The 17,128-nt window shown below is 64.4% G+C and carries 13 protein-coding genes; 8 read left to right on the top strand and 5 right to left on the bottom strand.

From position 1 onward, the window contains the following. Positions 1 to 16: 16 nt before the first annotated feature. Positions 17 to 1,870, bottom strand: coding sequence for a sigma-54-dependent Fis family transcriptional regulator (locus tag LU684_RS19040; protein WP_016484733.1), 1,854 nt, complete (start codon positions 1,868 to 1,870; stop codon positions 17 to 19). A 283-nt stretch (positions 1,871 to 2,153) separates the two neighbouring features. Here LU684_RS19040 and LU684_RS19035 point away from each other — a divergent pair, with 283 nt between their 5' ends. The 6 genes from LU684_RS19035 (at position 2,154) to LU684_RS19010 (ending at position 9,234) form a co-directional block, all read left to right on the top strand. Continuing rightward, positions 2,154 to 3,209 (top strand): ATP-NAD kinase family protein, encoded by a 1,056-nt coding sequence (locus LU684_RS19035; RefSeq protein ID WP_016484732.1) that lies wholly within the window; start codon positions 2,154 to 2,156, stop codon positions 3,207 to 3,209. 22 nt (positions 3,210 to 3,231) lie between these two features. Next, complete coding sequence (locus tag LU684_RS19030) at positions 3,232 to 4,209, top strand: thiamine pyrophosphate-dependent dehydrogenase E1 component subunit alpha (protein WP_232894910.1); 978 nt, start codon at positions 3,232 to 3,234, stop codon at positions 4,207 to 4,209. A gap of 33 nt (positions 4,210 to 4,242) precedes the next feature. After that, positions 4,243 to 5,265, top strand: a complete 1,023-nt coding sequence (locus LU684_RS19025; protein WP_013970705.1) for an alpha-ketoacid dehydrogenase subunit beta — start codon at positions 4,243 to 4,245, stop codon at positions 5,263 to 5,265. Beyond that, positions 5,262 to 6,368, top strand: coding sequence for an acetoin dehydrogenase dihydrolipoyllysine-residue acetyltransferase subunit (locus LU684_RS19020; RefSeq protein WP_024717602.1), 1,107 nt, complete (start codon positions 5,262 to 5,264; stop codon positions 6,366 to 6,368). Before LU684_RS19025 ends, LU684_RS19020 begins: the two co-directional genes overlap by 4 nt. Positions 6,369 to 6,825: 457 nt before the next feature. Next, entirely contained in the window at positions 6,826 to 8,559 is a 1,734-nt protein-coding gene (locus LU684_RS19015; protein ID WP_232894909.1) for a C13 family peptidase, read from the top strand. Between the two features lie 27 nt (positions 8,560 to 8,586). Then, positions 8,587 to 9,234 (top strand): oxidoreductase, encoded by a 648-nt coding sequence (locus tag LU684_RS19010; protein WP_016484727.1) that lies wholly within the window; start codon positions 8,587 to 8,589, stop codon positions 9,232 to 9,234. A gap of 82 nt (positions 9,235 to 9,316) precedes the next feature. On the opposite strand, the gene LU684_RS19005 is transcribed toward LU684_RS19010, so the two are convergent. The 4 genes from LU684_RS19005 to LU684_RS18990 all read right to left on the bottom strand — a co-directional run bounded on the left by LU684_RS19005 (position 9,317) and on the right by LU684_RS18990 (position 13,673). Further along, positions 9,317 to 9,604: a YceK/YidQ family lipoprotein gene (locus LU684_RS19005; protein WP_016484726.1), complete on the bottom strand. Its 288-nt coding sequence runs from the start codon at positions 9,602 to 9,604 to the stop codon at positions 9,317 to 9,319. Continuing rightward, a complete protein-coding gene (gene ubiX, locus LU684_RS19000; protein WP_016484725.1) occupies positions 9,601 to 10,230 on the bottom strand; it encodes a flavin prenyltransferase UbiX in 630 nt (209 codons plus the stop codon). Before ubiX ends, LU684_RS19005 begins: the two co-directional genes overlap by 4 nt. Continuing rightward, the gene (mpl, locus tag LU684_RS18995; protein ID WP_210668726.1) at positions 10,227 to 11,576 is read right to left on the bottom strand and encodes a UDP-N-acetylmuramate:L-alanyl-gamma-D-glutamyl-meso-diaminopimelate ligase; all 1,350 of its coding nucleotides are present in this window, start codon (positions 11,574 to 11,576) and stop codon (positions 10,227 to 10,229) included. The genes ubiX and mpl overlap by 4 nt, the downstream gene beginning before the upstream one ends. A gap of 66 nt (positions 11,577 to 11,642) precedes the next feature. After that, the gene (locus LU684_RS18990; protein WP_232894908.1) at positions 11,643 to 13,673 is read right to left on the bottom strand and encodes a sigma-54-dependent Fis family transcriptional regulator; all 2,031 of its coding nucleotides are present in this window, start codon (positions 13,671 to 13,673) and stop codon (positions 11,643 to 11,645) included. Between the two features lie 255 nt (positions 13,674 to 13,928). Between LU684_RS18990 and exaC the strand changes: the two genes are divergently transcribed. Together exaC and eat are read left to right on the top strand one after the other, a co-directional pair. Next, positions 13,929 to 15,449: an acetaldehyde dehydrogenase ExaC gene (gene exaC, locus LU684_RS18985; protein ID WP_016484722.1), complete on the top strand. Its 1,521-nt coding sequence runs from the start codon at positions 13,929 to 13,931 to the stop codon at positions 15,447 to 15,449. A gap of 226 nt (positions 15,450 to 15,675) precedes the next feature. Next, positions 15,676 to 17,124 carry an ethanolamine permease gene (eat, locus tag LU684_RS18980; protein ID WP_102667951.1) on the top strand — a complete coding sequence of 483 codons (1,449 nt, stop codon included), beginning with the start codon at positions 15,676 to 15,678 and terminating at the stop codon, positions 17,122 to 17,124. Positions 17,125 to 17,128 lie beyond the last annotated feature (4 nt).

Here is a 17,128-nt window from a genome sequence, read left to right as displayed (position 1 = left end):
ATTGCCTGCCGGGGCCCTACCCCTTCATCCGCGGCATCTCGATGCAGTGCTCATGCACACGCCGATACAAGGTAGCCCGCGATATCCCCAACGCCCGCGCCGCATCGGCCGGTTTCCAGCGATGGCGGATCAGCGCGTCCAGCAGCAACTGCCGGGCCGGGCACGATACACCGCTGTCACTCGAAACGACTGCCTCGCCCCGCACCGCTTGTGGCAAATCCAGCAAGCGAACCTGCCCGACTTCACTCACCGCGCAGGCATAGCGCAAGACCTGCCGCAGCTGGCGCAGGTTGCCCGGCCAGCGATAAACCAGCAACGCCTGTAGCGCATCATCGGCCAGCACCACGTCGACCCCACAGGCTTCGGCTTCTTCGGCCAGCAACTGGTGGATCAGCCCCAGGCGGTCCTCGCGCTCACGCAAGGGCGGCAGCTCGAAGCGGGCATTGGCCAGGCGGTAGTACAGGTCTTCACGAAAACGCCCGTCCGCCACCATCGTTGCCAGGTCACGGTGGGTGGCGCAGATCACCTGAATGTCCACGCGTTCGCGCCGTGCAGCACCCAGCGGCGCCACTTCGCCTTCGGCCAGCACGCGCAGCAGGCGGGTTTGCAGGTTCAGCGGCATGTCGCCGATTTCGTCAAGGAACAGGGTGCCGCCATCAGCCTGCTGCAACAGCCCCTGCATGCCTTTGCTGGAAGCCCCGGTGAAGGCCCCGGCCACGTAGCCAAACAGCTCGCTCTCAATCAGGTTTTCCGGGATGGCGGCGCAGTTCAGCGTGACAAACGGGCCGTCGCGGCGCTGGCTCTGCTGGTGCAACTGACGGGCGAAAACTTCTTTGCCGACCCCCGTCTCGCCTTGTACCAGCACCGCCAGGTTGCAGTCCTTGACCCGCGTGGCCAGCCGCAAGTGCTGCTCGATGCGGGGGTCCTGAGCCTGACGCAAGGGCTGCACGCGCGGGCGCTGCTGCGGGGCGCTGACACGGCCATACAGCCCGCCCAGGCCCGGCAGGCGCTGGGCGGACGAGGTGTTGACGCGCCGTAGCTGCCCCATGTCGAACAGTTCGCCAATGTGCTCAGGCAAGCGCCCCAAGTGCTGTACCAGCCGCTTGCGCGCCAGGCTGTTGATGGCTTGCAAGCGGCCGTCGGCATCCCAGGCCAGCAGGTAGTCGGGCTGGCTTTCCACATAACCCGGTGTGCCATGGGCACGCATCACCCAGTGGCCCTGTGCACTGTGCATGAAGAAGGCGTTTTCGATTTCACGGGCAGTCTGCTCGACCAACTGGCGGATCAAGTGTTGGCTGCGGCGATCATCCGGTGACTGCAGGGCCGAAACATCCACCACGCCCAGCAACTCGCCCTGCGGGTCGAACACCGGCGCTGCGGTGCAGGTCAGGCCGATGAAGGCTGCGCGGAAGTGATCGCGCTTGTGCACCGTGACCGGCGCCTTGCTGGTCAGCACCGCCGCCACACCGCAGGTGCCCTCCTCACCTTCCGACCAGCAAGTGCCCAGGTACAGCCCGGCCTTGCGGCAGTCATTGCGGATGGCCGATTCGACCCGGTAATCAATGGTGCGCCCCTGGGCATCGGTCAGCAGCACGCAGTAGTCGGCGCCGCGCACCCGCTCGTGCAGGCGTGCCACGGCATCGCCAGCGATGCGCAGAAACAGTTCGGCGCGTTCGCGGCATTCGTTGAGCAGGCTTTGGGACAGGATGCGCGGCCCCTGTTGGGACCCGGGGTCGAGGCGGTACAGCTCCATGGAACGGCGCCATGAATCGAGGATCAGCGCTGGCACCGGTGCCTGGGGCAGGCGGTCGGCATTCTTCAGCACCCGGCTGACGCAGTCGACATGGGCTCGGGAGTTCGCGGCAAGCATTCAGGCCCTCCGGTTCTCGTTGCTGTTTTTATCGTTGTCCGGCCATTAAGCGCTTCCACGCATGCCCCGACAAGCACTGTGTGATTACCGGCTGGCTTGAGACGCTGCGTCTCAGCGTCTCATCAACCAACGTCCCCCGTTGGCACCCAGCGTCTCGTGGACGCCACCAGGGGCACGTACTGCCGTGCAAGCAAACCGCTCTGGCACGGGCGCTTCAGCCAAGCCATGAAAAGCTGGCACCGGGCTTGCTCCTGCCCTTGCAAACAAAAATACGAGGTGCGCCATGCCGCTACCCGCCCCGATCGTCGGGATCATTGCCAACCCTGCCTCTGGCCGCGACCTGCGCCGCCTGACCGCCAATGCCGGGCTCTATTCGAGCACCGACAAGGCCTCGGCGATCCAGCGGCTGCTGGCTGCCTTCGGTGCTACCGGCGTCGGCCAGGTGCTGCTGCCCAGCGACATGACGGGCATCGCCGCCGCCGTGCTCAAGGCCAGCCAGGGTCCGGTCGCCCGTGACCAGCATTGGCCAGCCATCGAAATACTCGACCTGCCGTTGACCCAGACCGTTGCCGACACGCATCTGGCTACCCGCCGCATGGTCGAGCGTGGCGTGGCGATGATCGCCGTGCTCGGCGGCGACGGCACCCACAAGGCGGTCGCTGCCCAGGCGGGTGACGTACCGCTGCTGACCTTGTCCACCGGCACCAACAATGCTTTCCCCGAACTGCGTGAAGCCACCAGCGCCGGTCTGGCCGGCGGCTTGCTCGCCTGCGGGCGGGTACCGACCGATGTCGGCCTGCGCCGCAACAAGCGCCTGCTGGTCAAAGTGCCCGAACAACAGCTTGCCGAGTGGGCACTGGTGGAGGTGGCAGTCTCGCCCCAGCGCTTCATCGGCGCCCGTGCGCTCAGCCGCAGCGAAGACCTGTGCGAGGTTTTTGCCTGCTTCGCCGAGCCCCATGCCATTGGCCTGTCAGCCCTGTGCGGGCTGTGGTGCCCGGTATCGCGCCAGGCCCCCCATGGCGTCTGGGTGCGCTTGAACCCCGGTGCCGAACAGGCGCTGCTCGCGCCCCTGGCGCCCGGCCTGCTGCAAGGTTGCGGCATCACCGCCAGCGGCACGCTTATGCCTGGCGTCGCCCATCGCCTGAGCCTTTCCAGCGGCACCTTGGCCCTGGACGGCGAGCGCGAAATCGAATTCGCCGAACACGATACACCCACCATCACGCTCGACCACCAAGGGCCGCTGAGCGTGGACGTCGAGGCGGTCCTGGCGCATGCCGCCCGCCATCACCTGCTGACCGTGCCGCGTGGCCATCGGCTGCACCCTGCAACCCCGCGTTGAGACAACCCTGGAGAACAACAAGATGTCCAATCAACTCAGTACCGAACAACTGCTGCATGCCTATGAAGTGATGCGCACCATTCGCGCCTTCGAGGAACGCCTGCACGTGGAGTTTGCCACGGGCGAGATCCCCGGCTTCGTCCACCTGTATGCCGGCGAAGAAGCCTCCGCCGCCGGGGTCATGGCCCACCTGCGCGACAGCGACTGCATTGCCTCGACCCACCGCGGCCATGGCCATTGCATCGCCAAGGGCGTGGATGTGTACGGCATGATGGCCGAAATCTATGGCAAGAAAACCGGCGTGTGCGGCGGCAAGGGCGGCTCGATGCACATTGCCGACCTGGAAAAGGGCATGCTCGGTGCCAACGGCATCGTCGGCGCCGGTGCACCGCTGGTGGCCGGGGCGGCATTGGCGGCCAAACTCAAGGGCCGTGATGACGTGTCGGTGGCCTTCTTCGGCGATGGCGCTTCCAACGAGGGTGCTGTGTTCGAAGCCATGAACATGGCGTCGATCATGAACCTGCCGTGCATCTTCGTGGCCGAGAACAACGGCTACGCCGAGGCCACCGCCGCCAATTGGTCCGTCGCCTGCGACCACATTGCCGACCGCGCCGCCGGCTTCGGCATGCCGGGTGTCACCATCGACGGCTTCGACTTCTTTGCCGTGTACGAGGCCGCCGGGGCCGCCATAGAGCGCGCCCGTGCGGGGCAAGGGCCGTCACTGATCGAGGTCAAGCTCAGCCGCTACTACGGCCACTTCGAAGGCGATGCGCAAACCTACCGCGCCCCGGATGAAGTGAAGAACCTGCGCGAATCCCGCGACTGCCTGATGCAGTTCCGTAACAAGACCACCCGCGCTGGCCTGCTCACTGCCGGGCAACTGGACGTCATCGACGGGCGCATCGAGGACCTGATCGAAGACGCCGTGCGCCGCGCCAAGTCCGATCCCAAGCCACAGCCCGCCGACCTGCTCACCGACGTCTACGTCAGCTACCCCTGAGCCGCGGATTACAAGAACAACAGGAGAACCACCATGGCAAGAAAGATCAGCTACCAGCAGGCCATCAACGAAGCCCTGGCCCAGGAAATGCGCCGCGACAACACCGTGTTCATCATTGGCGAAGACGTTGCCGGCGGTGCCGGTGCACCCGGCGAAGATGACGCCTGGGGTGGCGTGCTGGGCGTGACCAAGGGCTTGTACCACCAGTTCCCCGGCCGCGTGCTGGACGCACCGCTGTCGGAAATCGGCTACGTCGGCGCTGCCGTCGGTGCCGCCACGCAAGGCCTGCGCCCGGTGTGCGAACTGATGTTCGTGGACTTTGCCGGCTGCTGCCTGGACCAGATCCTCAACCAGGCCGCCAAATTCCGCTATATGTTCGGCGGCAAGGCGGTCACCCCGCTGGTGATGCGCACCATGTACGGCGCAGGCCTGCGTGCGGCCGCCCAGCACTCGCAGATGCTCACCTCGCTGTGGACGCACATCCCCGGCCTGAAAGTGGTGTGCCCGTCCTCGCCTTACGATGCCAAGGGCCTGTTGATCCAGGCTATCCGCGACAACGACCCGGTGATCTTCTGCGAGCACAAGTTGTTGTACAGCATGCAGGGCGAGGTGCCGGAAGAGGTGTACACCGTGCCATTCGGCGAGGCCAACTTCCTGCGCGATGGTGACGACGTGACCCTGGTCACCTATGGCCGCATGGTCCACGTGGCACTTGAAGCAGCCAACAACCTGGCCCGCCAGGGCATCGACTGCGAAGTGCTGGACCTGCGCACCACCAGCCCGCTGGACGAGGACAGCATTCTTGAAAGCGTAGAAAAAACCGGGCGCCTGGTGGTGATCGACGAAGCCAACCCGCGCTGCTCGATGGCCACCGACATCAGCGCGCTGGTGGCGCAAAAGGCCTTCGGCGCACTCAAGGGCCCGATCGAAATGGTCACCGCACCGCACACCCCGGTGCCGTTCTCCGATGCCTTGGAAGACCTGTACATCCCTGACGCGGCGAAGATCGAAGCAGCCGTGCGCAAGGTGATAGAAGCCGCAAGGAGTGCCGCATGAGCCAGATCCATACCCTGACCATGCCCAAGTGGGGCCTGTCGATGACCGAAGGCCGGGTGGACACCTGGCTCAAGCAGGAAGGTGACGAAATCAACAAGGGCGACGAGGTGCTGGACGTCGAGACTGACAAAATCAGCAGCAGCGTCGAAGCCCCGTTCAGTGGCGTACTGCGCCGCCAGGTGGCCAGGCCGGATGAAACCCTGCCGGTCGGCGCGCTGCTGGCAGTGGTGGTGGAAGGCGAAGCCGAAGAAGCGGAAATCGATGCGGTGGTGCAGCGCTTTCAGGCCGGGTTCGTCGCCGAAGGGGGGGGCGATCAGGCACAGGGGCCGGCCCCACAAAAGGCTGAAATAGGCGGCCGCCTGGTGCGCTGGTTCGAGCTGGGGGAAGGCGGCACGCCGCTGGTGCTGGTGCACGGTTTTGGTGGCGACCTCAACAACTGGCTGTTCAACCATCCGACGCTGGCCGCCGAACGCCGCGTGATCGCCCTGGACCTGCCAGGGCACGGCGAGTCCGCCAAAGCACTGCAACGTGGCGACCTGGATGAGCTGAGCGAAACCGTGCTGGCGCTGCTCGACCACCTGGACATCGCCAAGGCCCACTTGGCCGGGCACTCCATGGGCGGCGCGGTAAGCCTCAACGTGGCGCGCCTGGCGCCGCAGCGGGTGGCAAGCCTGAGCCTGGTGGCCAGCGCCGGCCTGGGCGAAGCGATTAACGGGCAGTACCTGCAAGGCTTTGTCGCCGCCGCCAACCGCAACGCCCTTAAACCGCAGATGGTGCAATTGTTTGCCGACCCGGCGCTGGTGACCCGGCAAATGCTGGAGGACATGCTCAAGTTCAAGCGCCTGGAAGGTGTTGATACCGCATTGGCCCAGCTGGCATCGGCCATCGCCGACGGCAACCGGCAGCGCCACGACCTGCGTGGGGTGCTGGGGCAGCATCCGGCGCTGGTGGTGTGGGGCGGGAAGGACGCGATCATCCCGGCCAGCCATGCCGAAGGCCTGGAGGCCGAGGTGCTGGTGCTAGCCGACGCCGGTCACATGGTGCAGATGGAGGCGGCTGAAGAAGTGAACCGCAGGATGGTGGATTTTTTGCGGGGGCATTGAAGGGTATGACTTGAGTCGTTCATCGCCTGTGAGATCGAGCGCCGCCCGCGCGGCGCTTCGCGGGGCAAGCCCGCTCCCACATTTGTTTCGGGCCAGTCACTCCTGCACCCTAGGCGCGCGCCCCCTGGATGTATGACATGAGATTAATGAAGAGCAGCTGCTTACCCTTCGATATCGAATGGAACAAACAAGGGGCCGCGCGGAAAAGGTTCAGGTAGTACTGGCCCGACACAGATGTGGGAGCGGGCTTGCCCCGCGAAGCGCCGCGCGGGCGGCGCTCGATCTCACAGGCGATGAACAACTCAAGGCATGCACTTGTCTGCCCACCCTCGATCCCCCGACATTCACCCCACAGCCATCTCGCCGCGCCGGTCCGTTGCCTCATCTGCTTGTGCCCTATCTGTCTCGGCCCCTTATTCTGCGTCATACTCGGCAAACCTATTGCCCGGTCCTCGCCATGCGTCCACTGCTCCCCATTACCTTGGTCCTGCTGCTCGCCGCCTGTGGCGATGGCGAATCGCTGCTTGCGCCGGACGCACGCCTGCCTGACGGGGGGCGTTACCGGGGGCAAGTGGTCGACGGCCTGTTGCAGGGCGAGGGCCGTATCGACTACCCCAACGGCAGTTGGTACGCCGGCGGCTTCAAGGACGGGCAATGGCATGGCCAGGGCGAATGGCATGGCCAGAACGGCGAGGTTTACCGTGGCCAGTTTGCCGAGGGGCTGTTCGAGGGGCTGGGCGACCTGACCACCCCGGGCAGCCACTACAGTGGCACCTTCAAGCACGGCCGCCGCGACGGCGAAGGCACGCTCAAGCAAGCCGACCAGACCTACCGCGGCCAGTTCAAGGACGACCTGTACGAAGGCGCGGGCGAGCTGGAGCTGGCCGACGGCAGCCGCTATCAAGGCCTGTTCGCCAAGGGCAAGCCCAACGGCGCCGGCGTACGCAGCGATGCCAGCGGCAACCAGTTCAGCGGGCGCTTCGTCAACGGCCAGCTGCAAGGCAGCGGCACTTACGACAGCGTCGACGGCGAGCAGTACATCGGTGAGTTCAAGGACAACCGCCTGGAAGGCCGTGGCCGCTATGAAAGCGCCGATGGCGATGTGTGGATCGGCGAGTTCAAGGATGGCTCGCTGGTGGGCGAAGGCGAACTGCTGGGCAGCGACGGCAGCCACTACAAGGGCGAGTTCATCGACTGGCGCCTGTCGGGCCAGGGCAGCCTGCAGCTGGCCGACGGCAGCACGTATGTCGGCGGCTTCCTGAACGATGCCTACCACGGCCATGGGCGGCTGACCCTTGCCAGTGGCCAGGTCGAAAGTGGCACCTGGGCCAACGGCGTTCGCGTACGCGACCAGAAAGGCAAGCTGCTGCCCGACCATCTCGACCTGGCCCTGCTCAACCAGGGCCGGCTGCTGGAAGAGGCGCTTGCGCGCGTACCGCGCTCGGCACCGCCCATTCAGCTTTACAGCCTGGTAGTGGCCGGCGATGGCCAGCAAAGCGTGTTTCTGCGAGAAGCCGACTATGTCAGCAACATGCTCAAAGTGCGCTTTGGCGCCCGTGGCCAAGTGACCTTGGTCAATCACCGCGACCACATGGCCACCCGACCTATGGCCACCCGCGAGACCCTCACCCGTGCTGCCATCACGCTGGCCGAACGCAGCGGCCCCGAAGACCTGGTGTTCATCTACCTCACCAGCCACGGCAGCCAGGACCACCAGTTGGTGCTCGACCAGCCGCGCCTGCAACTGGCCGACCTTACTGCCGACCAGCTGGCCACCGCCCTGGCGCCGCTGAAAAACCGCGACAAGGTAATCGTCATCTCGGCGTGCTATTCAGGCGGCTACATTGCCCCGCTCAAGGATGAGCGCACGGTGATAATGACCGCCGCTCGGGCCGACCGCGTGTCCTTCGGGTGCTCGGAAGAAGCCGATTTCACCTACTTTGGTGACGCCCTGTTCGCAGAAGCACTGAACCAGACCGACGACCTGAAACAGGCGTTTGAACTGGCACGCGCCAGCGTTGCCGAAAGAGAACAAAGGGAAGGCTTCGAGGCTTCGGAGCCCCAGCTGTGGGCGCCGCCAGCAGTACTTGAACACTGGCAGCACTTGCGCCGGCAACAGGCCGAAGAAGCATTGCGTAACGCCGCACAGGCCAACGTGGGAGGACAGGCAAAAATGCCTGGCAGCCACTAGACTTGTGTGTAACAAGGGAGAGACATCATGTATTTGACGCCTCAGCATGTCCTGCTTGCCGGTGCCACCGGCCTGACCGGTGAGCACCTGCTTGACCGCCTGCTCAACGAGCCCACCATCACCCGCGTACTGGCGCCTACCCGCCGGCCGCTGGCCGGGCATCCGCACCTGGAAAACCCGGTCGGCGACCCGGCGGTATTTCTTCCACAGCTGGCCGGGCGTGTTGATATCGCCTACTGCTGCCTGGGCACCACGCTGAAGCAGGCCGGCTCCGAATCGGCTTTCCGCGCAGTGGACCTGGACATGGTAGTGGCGTTCAGCAAGCGTGCCCGGGAGATGGGCGCACGGCATTTGCTGGTGGTCAGTGCGCTGGGCGCCGACCCGAAATCGTCTATTTTCTACAACCGGGTGAAGGGCGAGATGGAAGAAGCGCTCAAAGCCCAGGACTGGCCGCAGCTGACCATCGTGCGGCCGTCTTTGCTATTGGGCGAGCGGATTGAGCCACGGCTCGCGGAACAACTGGCTTCGCCGTTTTCCCGGTTGATCCCCGGCAAGTACAGAGGGATCGAGGCTTGTACCCTAGCCCGAGCCTTGTGGCGGCTGGCGCTGGAGGAAGAGGACGGGGTGCGGATTGTGGAGTCGGATGAGCTTCGCAAGTTGGGCAAAACCCCCTGAAAGCTGCACTGGACCGTTGCAGGAGCGGCCTTGTGTCGCGATAGAGCCGCAAGGCCGCTCCCACAAGGGTGGACGGCGCTGGCTAGAGCCCGCCGGTGGCCTGAAAGCCTACCCCGGCCGCAGTCAGCAATGACAACGGCAACAACAGCGTATCGAGCAGCATGCTGCCGGGCAGGTCCAGGCCTGGATAGGCCGGTGCATCAGCCCCGTAGTGGTCCCGCGGGCAGCACCCGCCATTGATGACGTACAAATCCAGCCGGGTACCTGCATACACCACCGGTGCCCCTGGCTTGGCGGCATCCAGAGTGCGCGCAGTGGCGCAGCCGCCCAGCATCACCAGCGCCGCCACACCTAGCAACGCACGCTTCAATCATCCACCCCGAAATGATGCTCGCCCCAACGCGGCAACATGTCCTGGGGAATGGCCAGCAGGTTGAGGATGCGCGCCACGACAAAGTCGACCAGGTCATCGATGGTTTGCGGCTGGTGATAGAAGCCCGGCGCCGCCGGCAGGATCACCGCCCCCATTTGCGACAGCTTGAGCATGTTTTCCAGGTGGATAGTGGAAAACGGTGCTTCGCGGGGTACCAGAATCAGCTGGCGACGCTCTTTGAGGGTAACGTCTGCCGCACGTTCGATCAGATTGTTGCAGGCACCTGTGGCGATCGAGGACAGGGTACCCGTAGAGCAAGGTACCACCACCATCGCCGCCGGGGCGCCGGAGCCTGAGGCCACCGGCGACATCCAGTCTTCCTTGCCGTACACACGGATCTGCCCGTCGGCGGCGCCGGTATATTCGGTAAGAAATGCCTGCATCGCCTGAGGCTTGGCCGGTAGCACCACGTCGGTCTCGGTGGCCATCACCAGCTGCGCGGCCTTGGAGATCAGAAAGTGCACCTCGCGGTCCTCGCGCACCAGGCAATCGAGCAGCCGCAGGCCATACTGGGCGCCCGAGGCGCCCGTCATGGCCAGGGTGATGCGTTCCGGCCCGCTCACTTCAGGGCCTCGGCCAGCTTGCCGTGCAGGCCACCGAAGCCGCCGTTGCTCATGATCACCACGTGGGTGCCGGGGCGTGCCTGGCCTTTGACCCGCTCGATGATCGCGTCGAGGCTGTCGGCCACCACGCTCGGTACCTTGCACTTCGCAGCGGTGGCCGCCAAGTCCCAGCCGAGGTTGGCCGGGGCGTACCAGATCACCTGGTCGGCGTCGTTGACGCTTTCCGGCAATCCGTCACGGTGGGCGCCAAGCTTCATCGAGTTGGAGCGTGGCTCGATCACGGCAATCACAGGCGACTCGCCAACACGCTTGCGCAGGCCGTCGAGGGTGGTGGCGATGGCGGTCGGGTGGTGGGCGAAGTCATCGTAGATGGTCACGCCCTGCACTTCGGCAACCTTTTCCATGCGCCGCTTGACGCTCTTGAAGGCGCTCAGGCCCTCGATGCCCATGGCCGGGACCACGCCGACATGGCGGGCCGCCGCCAAGGTGGCCAGGGCGTTGGCAACGTTGTGCTGGCCAGTCAGCGCCCAATCCACCACGCCCTGCACCTCACCCTCGAACAGTACCTCGAAACGCGAGCCGTCGGCGCTGAGCAGGCGCGCCTGCCACTGGCCGCCTTCGCCCGTAGTCTGCACCGGGGTCCAGCAACCCGTGCCGATCACCCGCTCCAGCGCTTGCTCGGTGGTGGGGTGAATGACCAGGCCTTCGCCCGGGATGGTGCGCACCAGGTGGTGGAACTGCCGCTCGATCGAGGCCAGGTCCGGGAAAATGTCCGCATGATCGAACTCAAGGTTGTTGAGGATCGCGGTACGTGGGTGGTAGTGGACAAATTTCGAGCGTTTGTCGAAGAAGGCGCTGTCGTACTCGTCCGCTTCGACCACGAAGAACGGCGTATCGCCCAGGCGCGCCGACACCGAGAAGTTTTGCGGCACACCGCCAATCAGGAAGCCCGGGCTCATGCCGGCATGTTCCAGCACCCAGGCCAGCATGCTGCTGGTGGTGGTCTTGCCGTGGGTGCCGGCAACGGCCAGTACCCAGCGGCCCTGCAGCACGTGGTCTGCCAGCCATTGCGGGCCGGAAACATAGGGCAGGCCTTTGTTCAGCACGTACTCCACCGCCGGGTTGCCACGGGACATGGCATTGCCGATGACCACCAGGTCTGGCGCCGGGTCTAGCTGGGCGGGGTCATAGCCTTGGGTCAACTCGATGCCCTGGGCTTCGAGCTGGGTGCTCATCGGGGGATAGACATTGGCGTCGGAGCCGGTGACGCGATGGCCAAGTTCCTTGGCCAGCACCGCCAGCGAGCCCATGAAAGTACCGCAAATACCGAGAATGTGAATATGCATGGTTGACCTCGCAAAACATCGAGGCAGGGTAGCCCAGGGCGCGACAATTCGCACTCGCTGTTTCGCTTAGTCAACCCGGGTGATGCCGTGTTTGCGCAGTTTTCGATACAAGGTATTGCGGCTGATGCCCAGGTGCTCGGCGACGCGGGTCAGGTGCCAGTGTTTTGCCTCTAGTACTGACAGGAGAGCTTCGCACTCAGCGGTCTCAAGGCGCATTGGCGCGCTCTTGTGGGAGAGACTGTTTTGCTCATGATCTCCAAGGCTATTGCTGAACCCGTGTGGGAGCGGGCTTGCCCCGCGAACACCGGCAAGGCCGGTGCCATCCACCGCGTTGCCTGCTTCGCGGGGCAAGCCCGCTCCCACAGAGGCCGCATTACTGCGGAAGGTCGCGGGCAGGTCGCAGAGCTCAATGAAGGTGCTATCGCAAAGCGCTACCAATGTACGCAGTACATTGCGCATCTGCCGCACGTTCCCCGGCCAGGTGAAGTCCAGCAGCGCCTGGCGCGCACTGGGCTCCAGCTCGACCCGATGCCCCTGCGCCTCCTGACGCAGCAGGAAGTCCAGCAACTGCGCCTTGTCACTGCGATCGCGCACCGCCGGCAACGCCACCTCCAGGCCATTCAGGCGGTAATACAGGTCCTCGCGGAAACTGCCCTGTGCCACCCGCTCCAGCAGGTCGCGGTGGGTAGCGCTGACAATGCGCACATCAACCGCCTGCGGTTCACCCCCGATCGGCACCACCTGGCGCTCCTCCAGCACCCGCAGCAGGCGGGTTTGCAGGGCCAGCGGCATGTCGCCGATCTCGTCCAGCAGCAAGGTCCCGCCGTCAGCCTGCAGCAGCTTGCCGCGCATGCCTTCTTTGCGTGCGCCGGTAAAGCTGCCACCTCGGTACCCAAACAGCTCGCTCTCGATCAGGCTCTCCGGGATCGATGCGCAGTTGATGGCGACAAACGGCTTGCCGCGCCGCTCACTGGCCTGGTGCACGGCCTGGGCAAACGCCTCCTTGCCACAACCGGTCTCGCCACGCAGCAACAACGGCACATCACGCTCAAACACCCGTACGCAGCGGCGAAAGTCGTTTTGTAATGCCGGGTCGAGCAGGCAGATGGCCGGCTCCACTTCGCGCACGGGCTGGCGATAAGCGGTGGGCACTGACCATACCGGCGTACGTGCCTGGCCGCGCAGGCTGGCGAACACCTGGCGGCCGTCCCGGGTGTGTAGCGGCCATACCGTACTGCCAGCGGGCATGGCGCGGTTGAACAACTCGTCGTGGCTGCAGGCAAAGAAGCGCTGCATGGGTTTGCCCAGCACGCCACCGCGCACGGTCCCCAACAGGTTCAGCGCACTCTGGTTGGCCGCACAGATGCGCCCGTCACCGTCGAACGCCAGCAAACCTTCGCTGAACAGGCCAACCGATTCGGCCTGCAGGTGGAAACGCAGCAACCACTGCTGCTCGAAATGGCGCACGAAATAGCAGCTTTCTATCATCTTCGCCGAGAGGTTGACCAATGCCATGGTGTGAAACTGACTCTGGCGGGAAACATCAGGCCGGGCCGACGACACATCAAGCACCGCCAGCAGTTCGCCATGGGGGTCGAACACCGGGCTGGCCGAGCAGGTCAGCCCGGTATGGCGGCCCCGAAAGTGCTCATTCTGGTGGATGGTCAGGGCCTGGCGCTCGACCAGGCAGGTGCCGATGCCGTTGGTGCCCTCGCGCGCTTCGCTCCAGTCGGCGCCCAGCCACAGCCCGGCACGCTCGAAGCTGCGCCGCTCGGCGGGCGCGCTGACGCAATTGAGGATTACCCCGCGGGCGTCGGTCAGCAATACCGCGTGGCCAGCCCCGGAAAGCTGCTGGTGAAGGCTGTTCATCTCATGGTCGGCAATTTGCAGCACCTGGTGCAGGCGCTCGCGGCTTTCCAGCAGGCGCCCGTGCTCAAGCACCAGCGGGGCCTCGATCACAGCAGGGTCAAGGTGGTAGTCCTCGAGGCAGCGCAGCCATGAGCGGGCGATGGACGGGTCACTGCCCCCCTCCCCGGCCCCACCGTGGGCAACGGTATGGACTTGCTGGGCATGGCGACTGAAAGGATTGCTCTGCATTGTTGTAGTTCTCCGCAGATAGAGAGTCTGATCAGCATCCTCCACCCGGGATGGCTTTGCAATGCACCCTGCGGCAACGTGTCGCAAATGGCACAAAGTGTCACCCCACTGCGTACCGGCGCTGGTACAGCGCCCGTCAACCTGGCCCAGGCAACTGACCCAAGTCATTGATTTGCCTGGCGTGCCAAACGCTGGCCCAACCTTTGCTCTACGCTTCTCAACTCCCCAACAAACATAACAGCCAGGAGACACACCATGCGTTACGCACATCCCGGTACCGACGGCGCGAAGGTTTCCTTCAAGAGCCGCTACGGCAACTACATCGGTGGCGAGTTCGTAGCTCCGGTCAAGGGACAGTATTTCGAGAACACGTCCCCGGTGAATGGCAAACTGATCGCCGAATTCCCCCGCTCCACTGCCGAAGACATCGACAAGGCGCTCGACGCCGCCCACGCCGCTGCCGATGCCTGGGGTCGCACGTCGGTGCAGGACCGTTCCAACGTGCTGCTGAAGATTGCCGACCGCATCGAGCAGAACCTTGAGCTGCTGGCCATTACCGAAACCTGGGACAACGGCAAGCCCATCCGCGAAACCCTCAACGCCGACATTCCGCTGGCCGTCGACCACTTCCGCTACTTCGCAGGCTGCATCCGCGCCCAGGAAGGCGGCGCCGCCGAGATCAACGAAGGCACCGTGGCCTATCACATCCACGAGCCGCTGGGCGTCGTCGGGCAGATCATTCCGTGGAACTTCCCGATCCTGATGGCGGCCTGGAAGCTGGCGCCTGCGCTGGCCGCCGGTAACTGCGTGGTGCTCAAGCCTGCCGAGCAGACCCCACTGGGCATCACCGTGCTGCTGGAAGTGATCGGCGACCTGTTGCCACCTGGCGTGCTCAACGTGGTGCAAGGCTATGGCCGCGAAGCGGGTGAAGCGCTGGCGACCAGCAAGCGCATCGCCAAGATCGCCTTCACCGGTTCTACCCCGGTTGGCTCGCACATCATGAAATGCGCGGCCGAAAACATCATTCCGTCCACCGTCGAGCTGGGCGGCAAGTCGCCGAACGTGTACTTCGAAGACATCATGCAGGCGGAGCCGAGCTTCATCGAAAAGGCTGCCGAAGGCATGGTGCTGGCATTCTTCAACCAGGGCGAGGTCTGCACCTGCCCGTCGCGTGCCCTGGTGCAAGAATCGATCTACCCGCAGTTCATGGAAGTGGTGATGAAAAAGGTGCTGCAGATCAAGCGCGGCGACCCGCTGGACACCGATACCATGGTCGGCGCCCAGGCCTCGCAGCAGCAGTTCGAGAAGATTCTTTCGTATCTGCAGATCGCCCAGGACGAAGGCGCCGAGCTGCTGACCGGTGGCAAGGTCGAGAAGCTGGAAGGCTCGCTGGCCACCGGTTATTACATCCAGCCGACCCTGCTCAAGGGCAACAACAAGATGCGCGTGTTCCAGGAAGAAATCTTCGGACCGGTGGTCAGCGTCACCACCTTCAAGGACGAAGCCGAAGCACTGGCGATTGCCAACGACACGGAGTTCGGCCTGGGTGCCGGCGTGTGGACCCGCGACATCAACCGTGCCTACCGCATGGGCCGCGGAATCAAGGCCGGCCGCGTGTGGACCAACTGCTACCACCTGTACCCGGCGCATGCGGCGTTTGGCGGGTACAAGAAGTCCGGCGTTGGCCGTGAGACCCACAAGATGATGCTCGACCACTATCAGCAGACCAAGAACCTGCTGGTGAGCTACGACATCAACCCGCTGGGCTTCTTCTAAACCGCGTCGCGGCCTTCGCAGGCTCGCCCGCTCCCACAGGTTCACCGTTGCTTCCAGAACCGATGCAATACCTGTGGGAGCGGGCAAGCCCGCGAAGAGGCCGGACCTGATCTACACAAAACCCAGAGCGGCAACCGTGCACCAACCGCTCTGGCTCGCTTCCTGCAGTACACATCACCATCGGCCCGAACCCTTCCGGCCACCAAGAAAAAGAACAGGTGAATCTATGCCAAGCGATCATTCCGCCGGCTCGCCGGCAGGCTCTTCCGTCGATTTCGAAAAAGTTGGGTCGGACTATTTCCAGCAACGTGAACTGAAAAAAGGCGCCGCCGGCTGGGTACTGCTGGTGGGCCTGGGCGTGGCCTATGTCATCTCCGGCGACTATGCCGGCTGGAACTTCGGCCTGGCCCAGGGTGGCTGGGGCGGCATGTTCCTCGCCACCTTGCTGATGGCCACCATGTACCTGTGCATGTGCTTTTCGCTGGCCGAACTGTCGTCGATGATCCCCACCGCAGGCGGCGGCTACGGCTTTGCCCGCAGCGCCTTCGGCCCGTGGGGCGGCTTCCTGACCGGCACGGCAATCCTCATCGAATACGCCATTGCGCCCGCAGCCATCGCCGTGTTCATCGGCGCCTATTGCCAGTCACTGTTCGGCATCGGCGGGTGGATGATCTACCTGGCGTTCTACATCGTGTTCATCGGCATCCACATCTTTGGTGTGGGTGAGGCGTTGAAGCTGATGTTCATCATCACCGCCATCGCCGCCATCGCCCTGGCGGTGTTCCTGGTGAGCATGGTGCCCCATTTTGATGCAGCCAACCTGTTCGACATCGCCAAAACGGACGCAGTAGGCGCCAGCAGCTTCCTGCCGTTCGGCTATGTCGGCGTGTGGGCGGCCATCCCTTACGCCATCTGGTTCTTCCTTGCCGTCGAAGGCGTGCCGCTGGCCGCCGAAGAAACCAAGAACCCCAAGCGTGACCTGCCGCGCGGCCTGATCGGCGCCATGCTGGTACTGCTGGCCTTCGCCCTGCTGATCCTGGTGGTCGGCCCTGGCGGTGCAGGCTCCGAAGCGCTGAAAGCATCGGGCAACCCGCTGGTCGAAGCGCTGTCCAAGGCTTACGGCGGCAGCACCTGGATGGGTGGCTTCGTCAACCTGGTGGGCCTGGCCGGGCTGATCGCCAGCTTCTTCTCGATCATCTACGCCTATTCCCGGCAGATCTTTGCCCTGTCCCGCGCAGGCTACCTGCCGCGCAAACTGTCGGAAACCAACAAAAGCAAGGCCCCGGTACTGGCCCTGATCATCCCCGGCATCATCGGCTTTGCCCTGTCGCTGACCGGCCAGGGCGACTTGCTGATCCTGGTGGCGGTATTCGGCGCTACGCTGTCCTATGTGCTGATGATGGCCGCGCACATCACCCTGCGCATCCGCCGGCCGAAGATGGAGCGCCCGTACCGCACCCCAGGTGGCATCTTCACGTCAGGCGTGGCACTGGTGCTGGCCTGCATCGCCGTGGTTGCCGGTTTCCTGGTTGACCCGCGTGTGGTGATTGGCGCCGCAGTGATCTATGCGGTATTGATTGCCTACTTTGCTTTCTACAGCCGCCACCATCTGGTCGCTGGCACGCCGGAAGAGGAATTCGCCGCCATCCAGCAGGCCGAAGAGGGCTTGCACTGATTGC

Source organism: Pseudomonas sp. NMI542_15 (assembly GCF_021283425.1).
GTDB lineage: Bacteria > Pseudomonadota > Gammaproteobacteria > Pseudomonadales > Pseudomonadaceae > Aquipseudomonas > Aquipseudomonas fortuita.
This window is presented reverse-complemented; position numbering and strand designations above follow the sequence as displayed.

Bases quoted from the DNA above. Each gene is read 5' to 3' on its own strand.
- LU684_RS19040 (WP_016484733.1), bottom strand. From the start codon at position 1,870: ATGCTTGCCGCGAACTCCCGAGCCCATGTCGACTGCGTCAGCCGGGTG.
- LU684_RS19035 (WP_016484732.1), top strand. From the start codon at position 2,154: ATGCCGCTACCCGCCCCGATCGTCGGGATCATTGCCAACCCTGCCTCT.
- LU684_RS19030 (WP_232894910.1), top strand. From the start codon at position 3,232: ATGTCCAATCAACTCAGTACCGAACAACTGCTGCATGCCTATGAAGTG.
- LU684_RS19025 (WP_013970705.1), top strand. From the start codon at position 4,243: ATGGCAAGAAAGATCAGCTACCAGCAGGCCATCAACGAAGCCCTGGCC.
- LU684_RS19020 (WP_024717602.1), top strand. From the start codon at position 5,262: ATGAGCCAGATCCATACCCTGACCATGCCCAAGTGGGGCCTGTCGATG.
- LU684_RS19015 (WP_232894909.1), top strand. From the start codon at position 6,826: ATGCGTCCACTGCTCCCCATTACCTTGGTCCTGCTGCTCGCCGCCTGT.
- LU684_RS19010 (WP_016484727.1), top strand. From the start codon at position 8,587: ATGTATTTGACGCCTCAGCATGTCCTGCTTGCCGGTGCCACCGGCCTG.
- mpl (WP_210668726.1), bottom strand. From the start codon at position 11,576: ATGCATATTCACATTCTCGGTATTTGCGGTACTTTCATGGGCTCGCTG.
- LU684_RS18990 (WP_232894908.1), bottom strand. From the start codon at position 13,673: ATGCAGAGCAATCCTTTCAGTCGCCATGCCCAGCAAGTCCATACCGTT.
- exaC (WP_016484722.1), top strand. From the start codon at position 13,929: ATGCGTTACGCACATCCCGGTACCGACGGCGCGAAGGTTTCCTTCAAG.
- eat (WP_102667951.1), top strand. From the start codon at position 15,676: ATGCCAAGCGATCATTCCGCCGGCTCGCCGGCAGGCTCTTCCGTCGAT.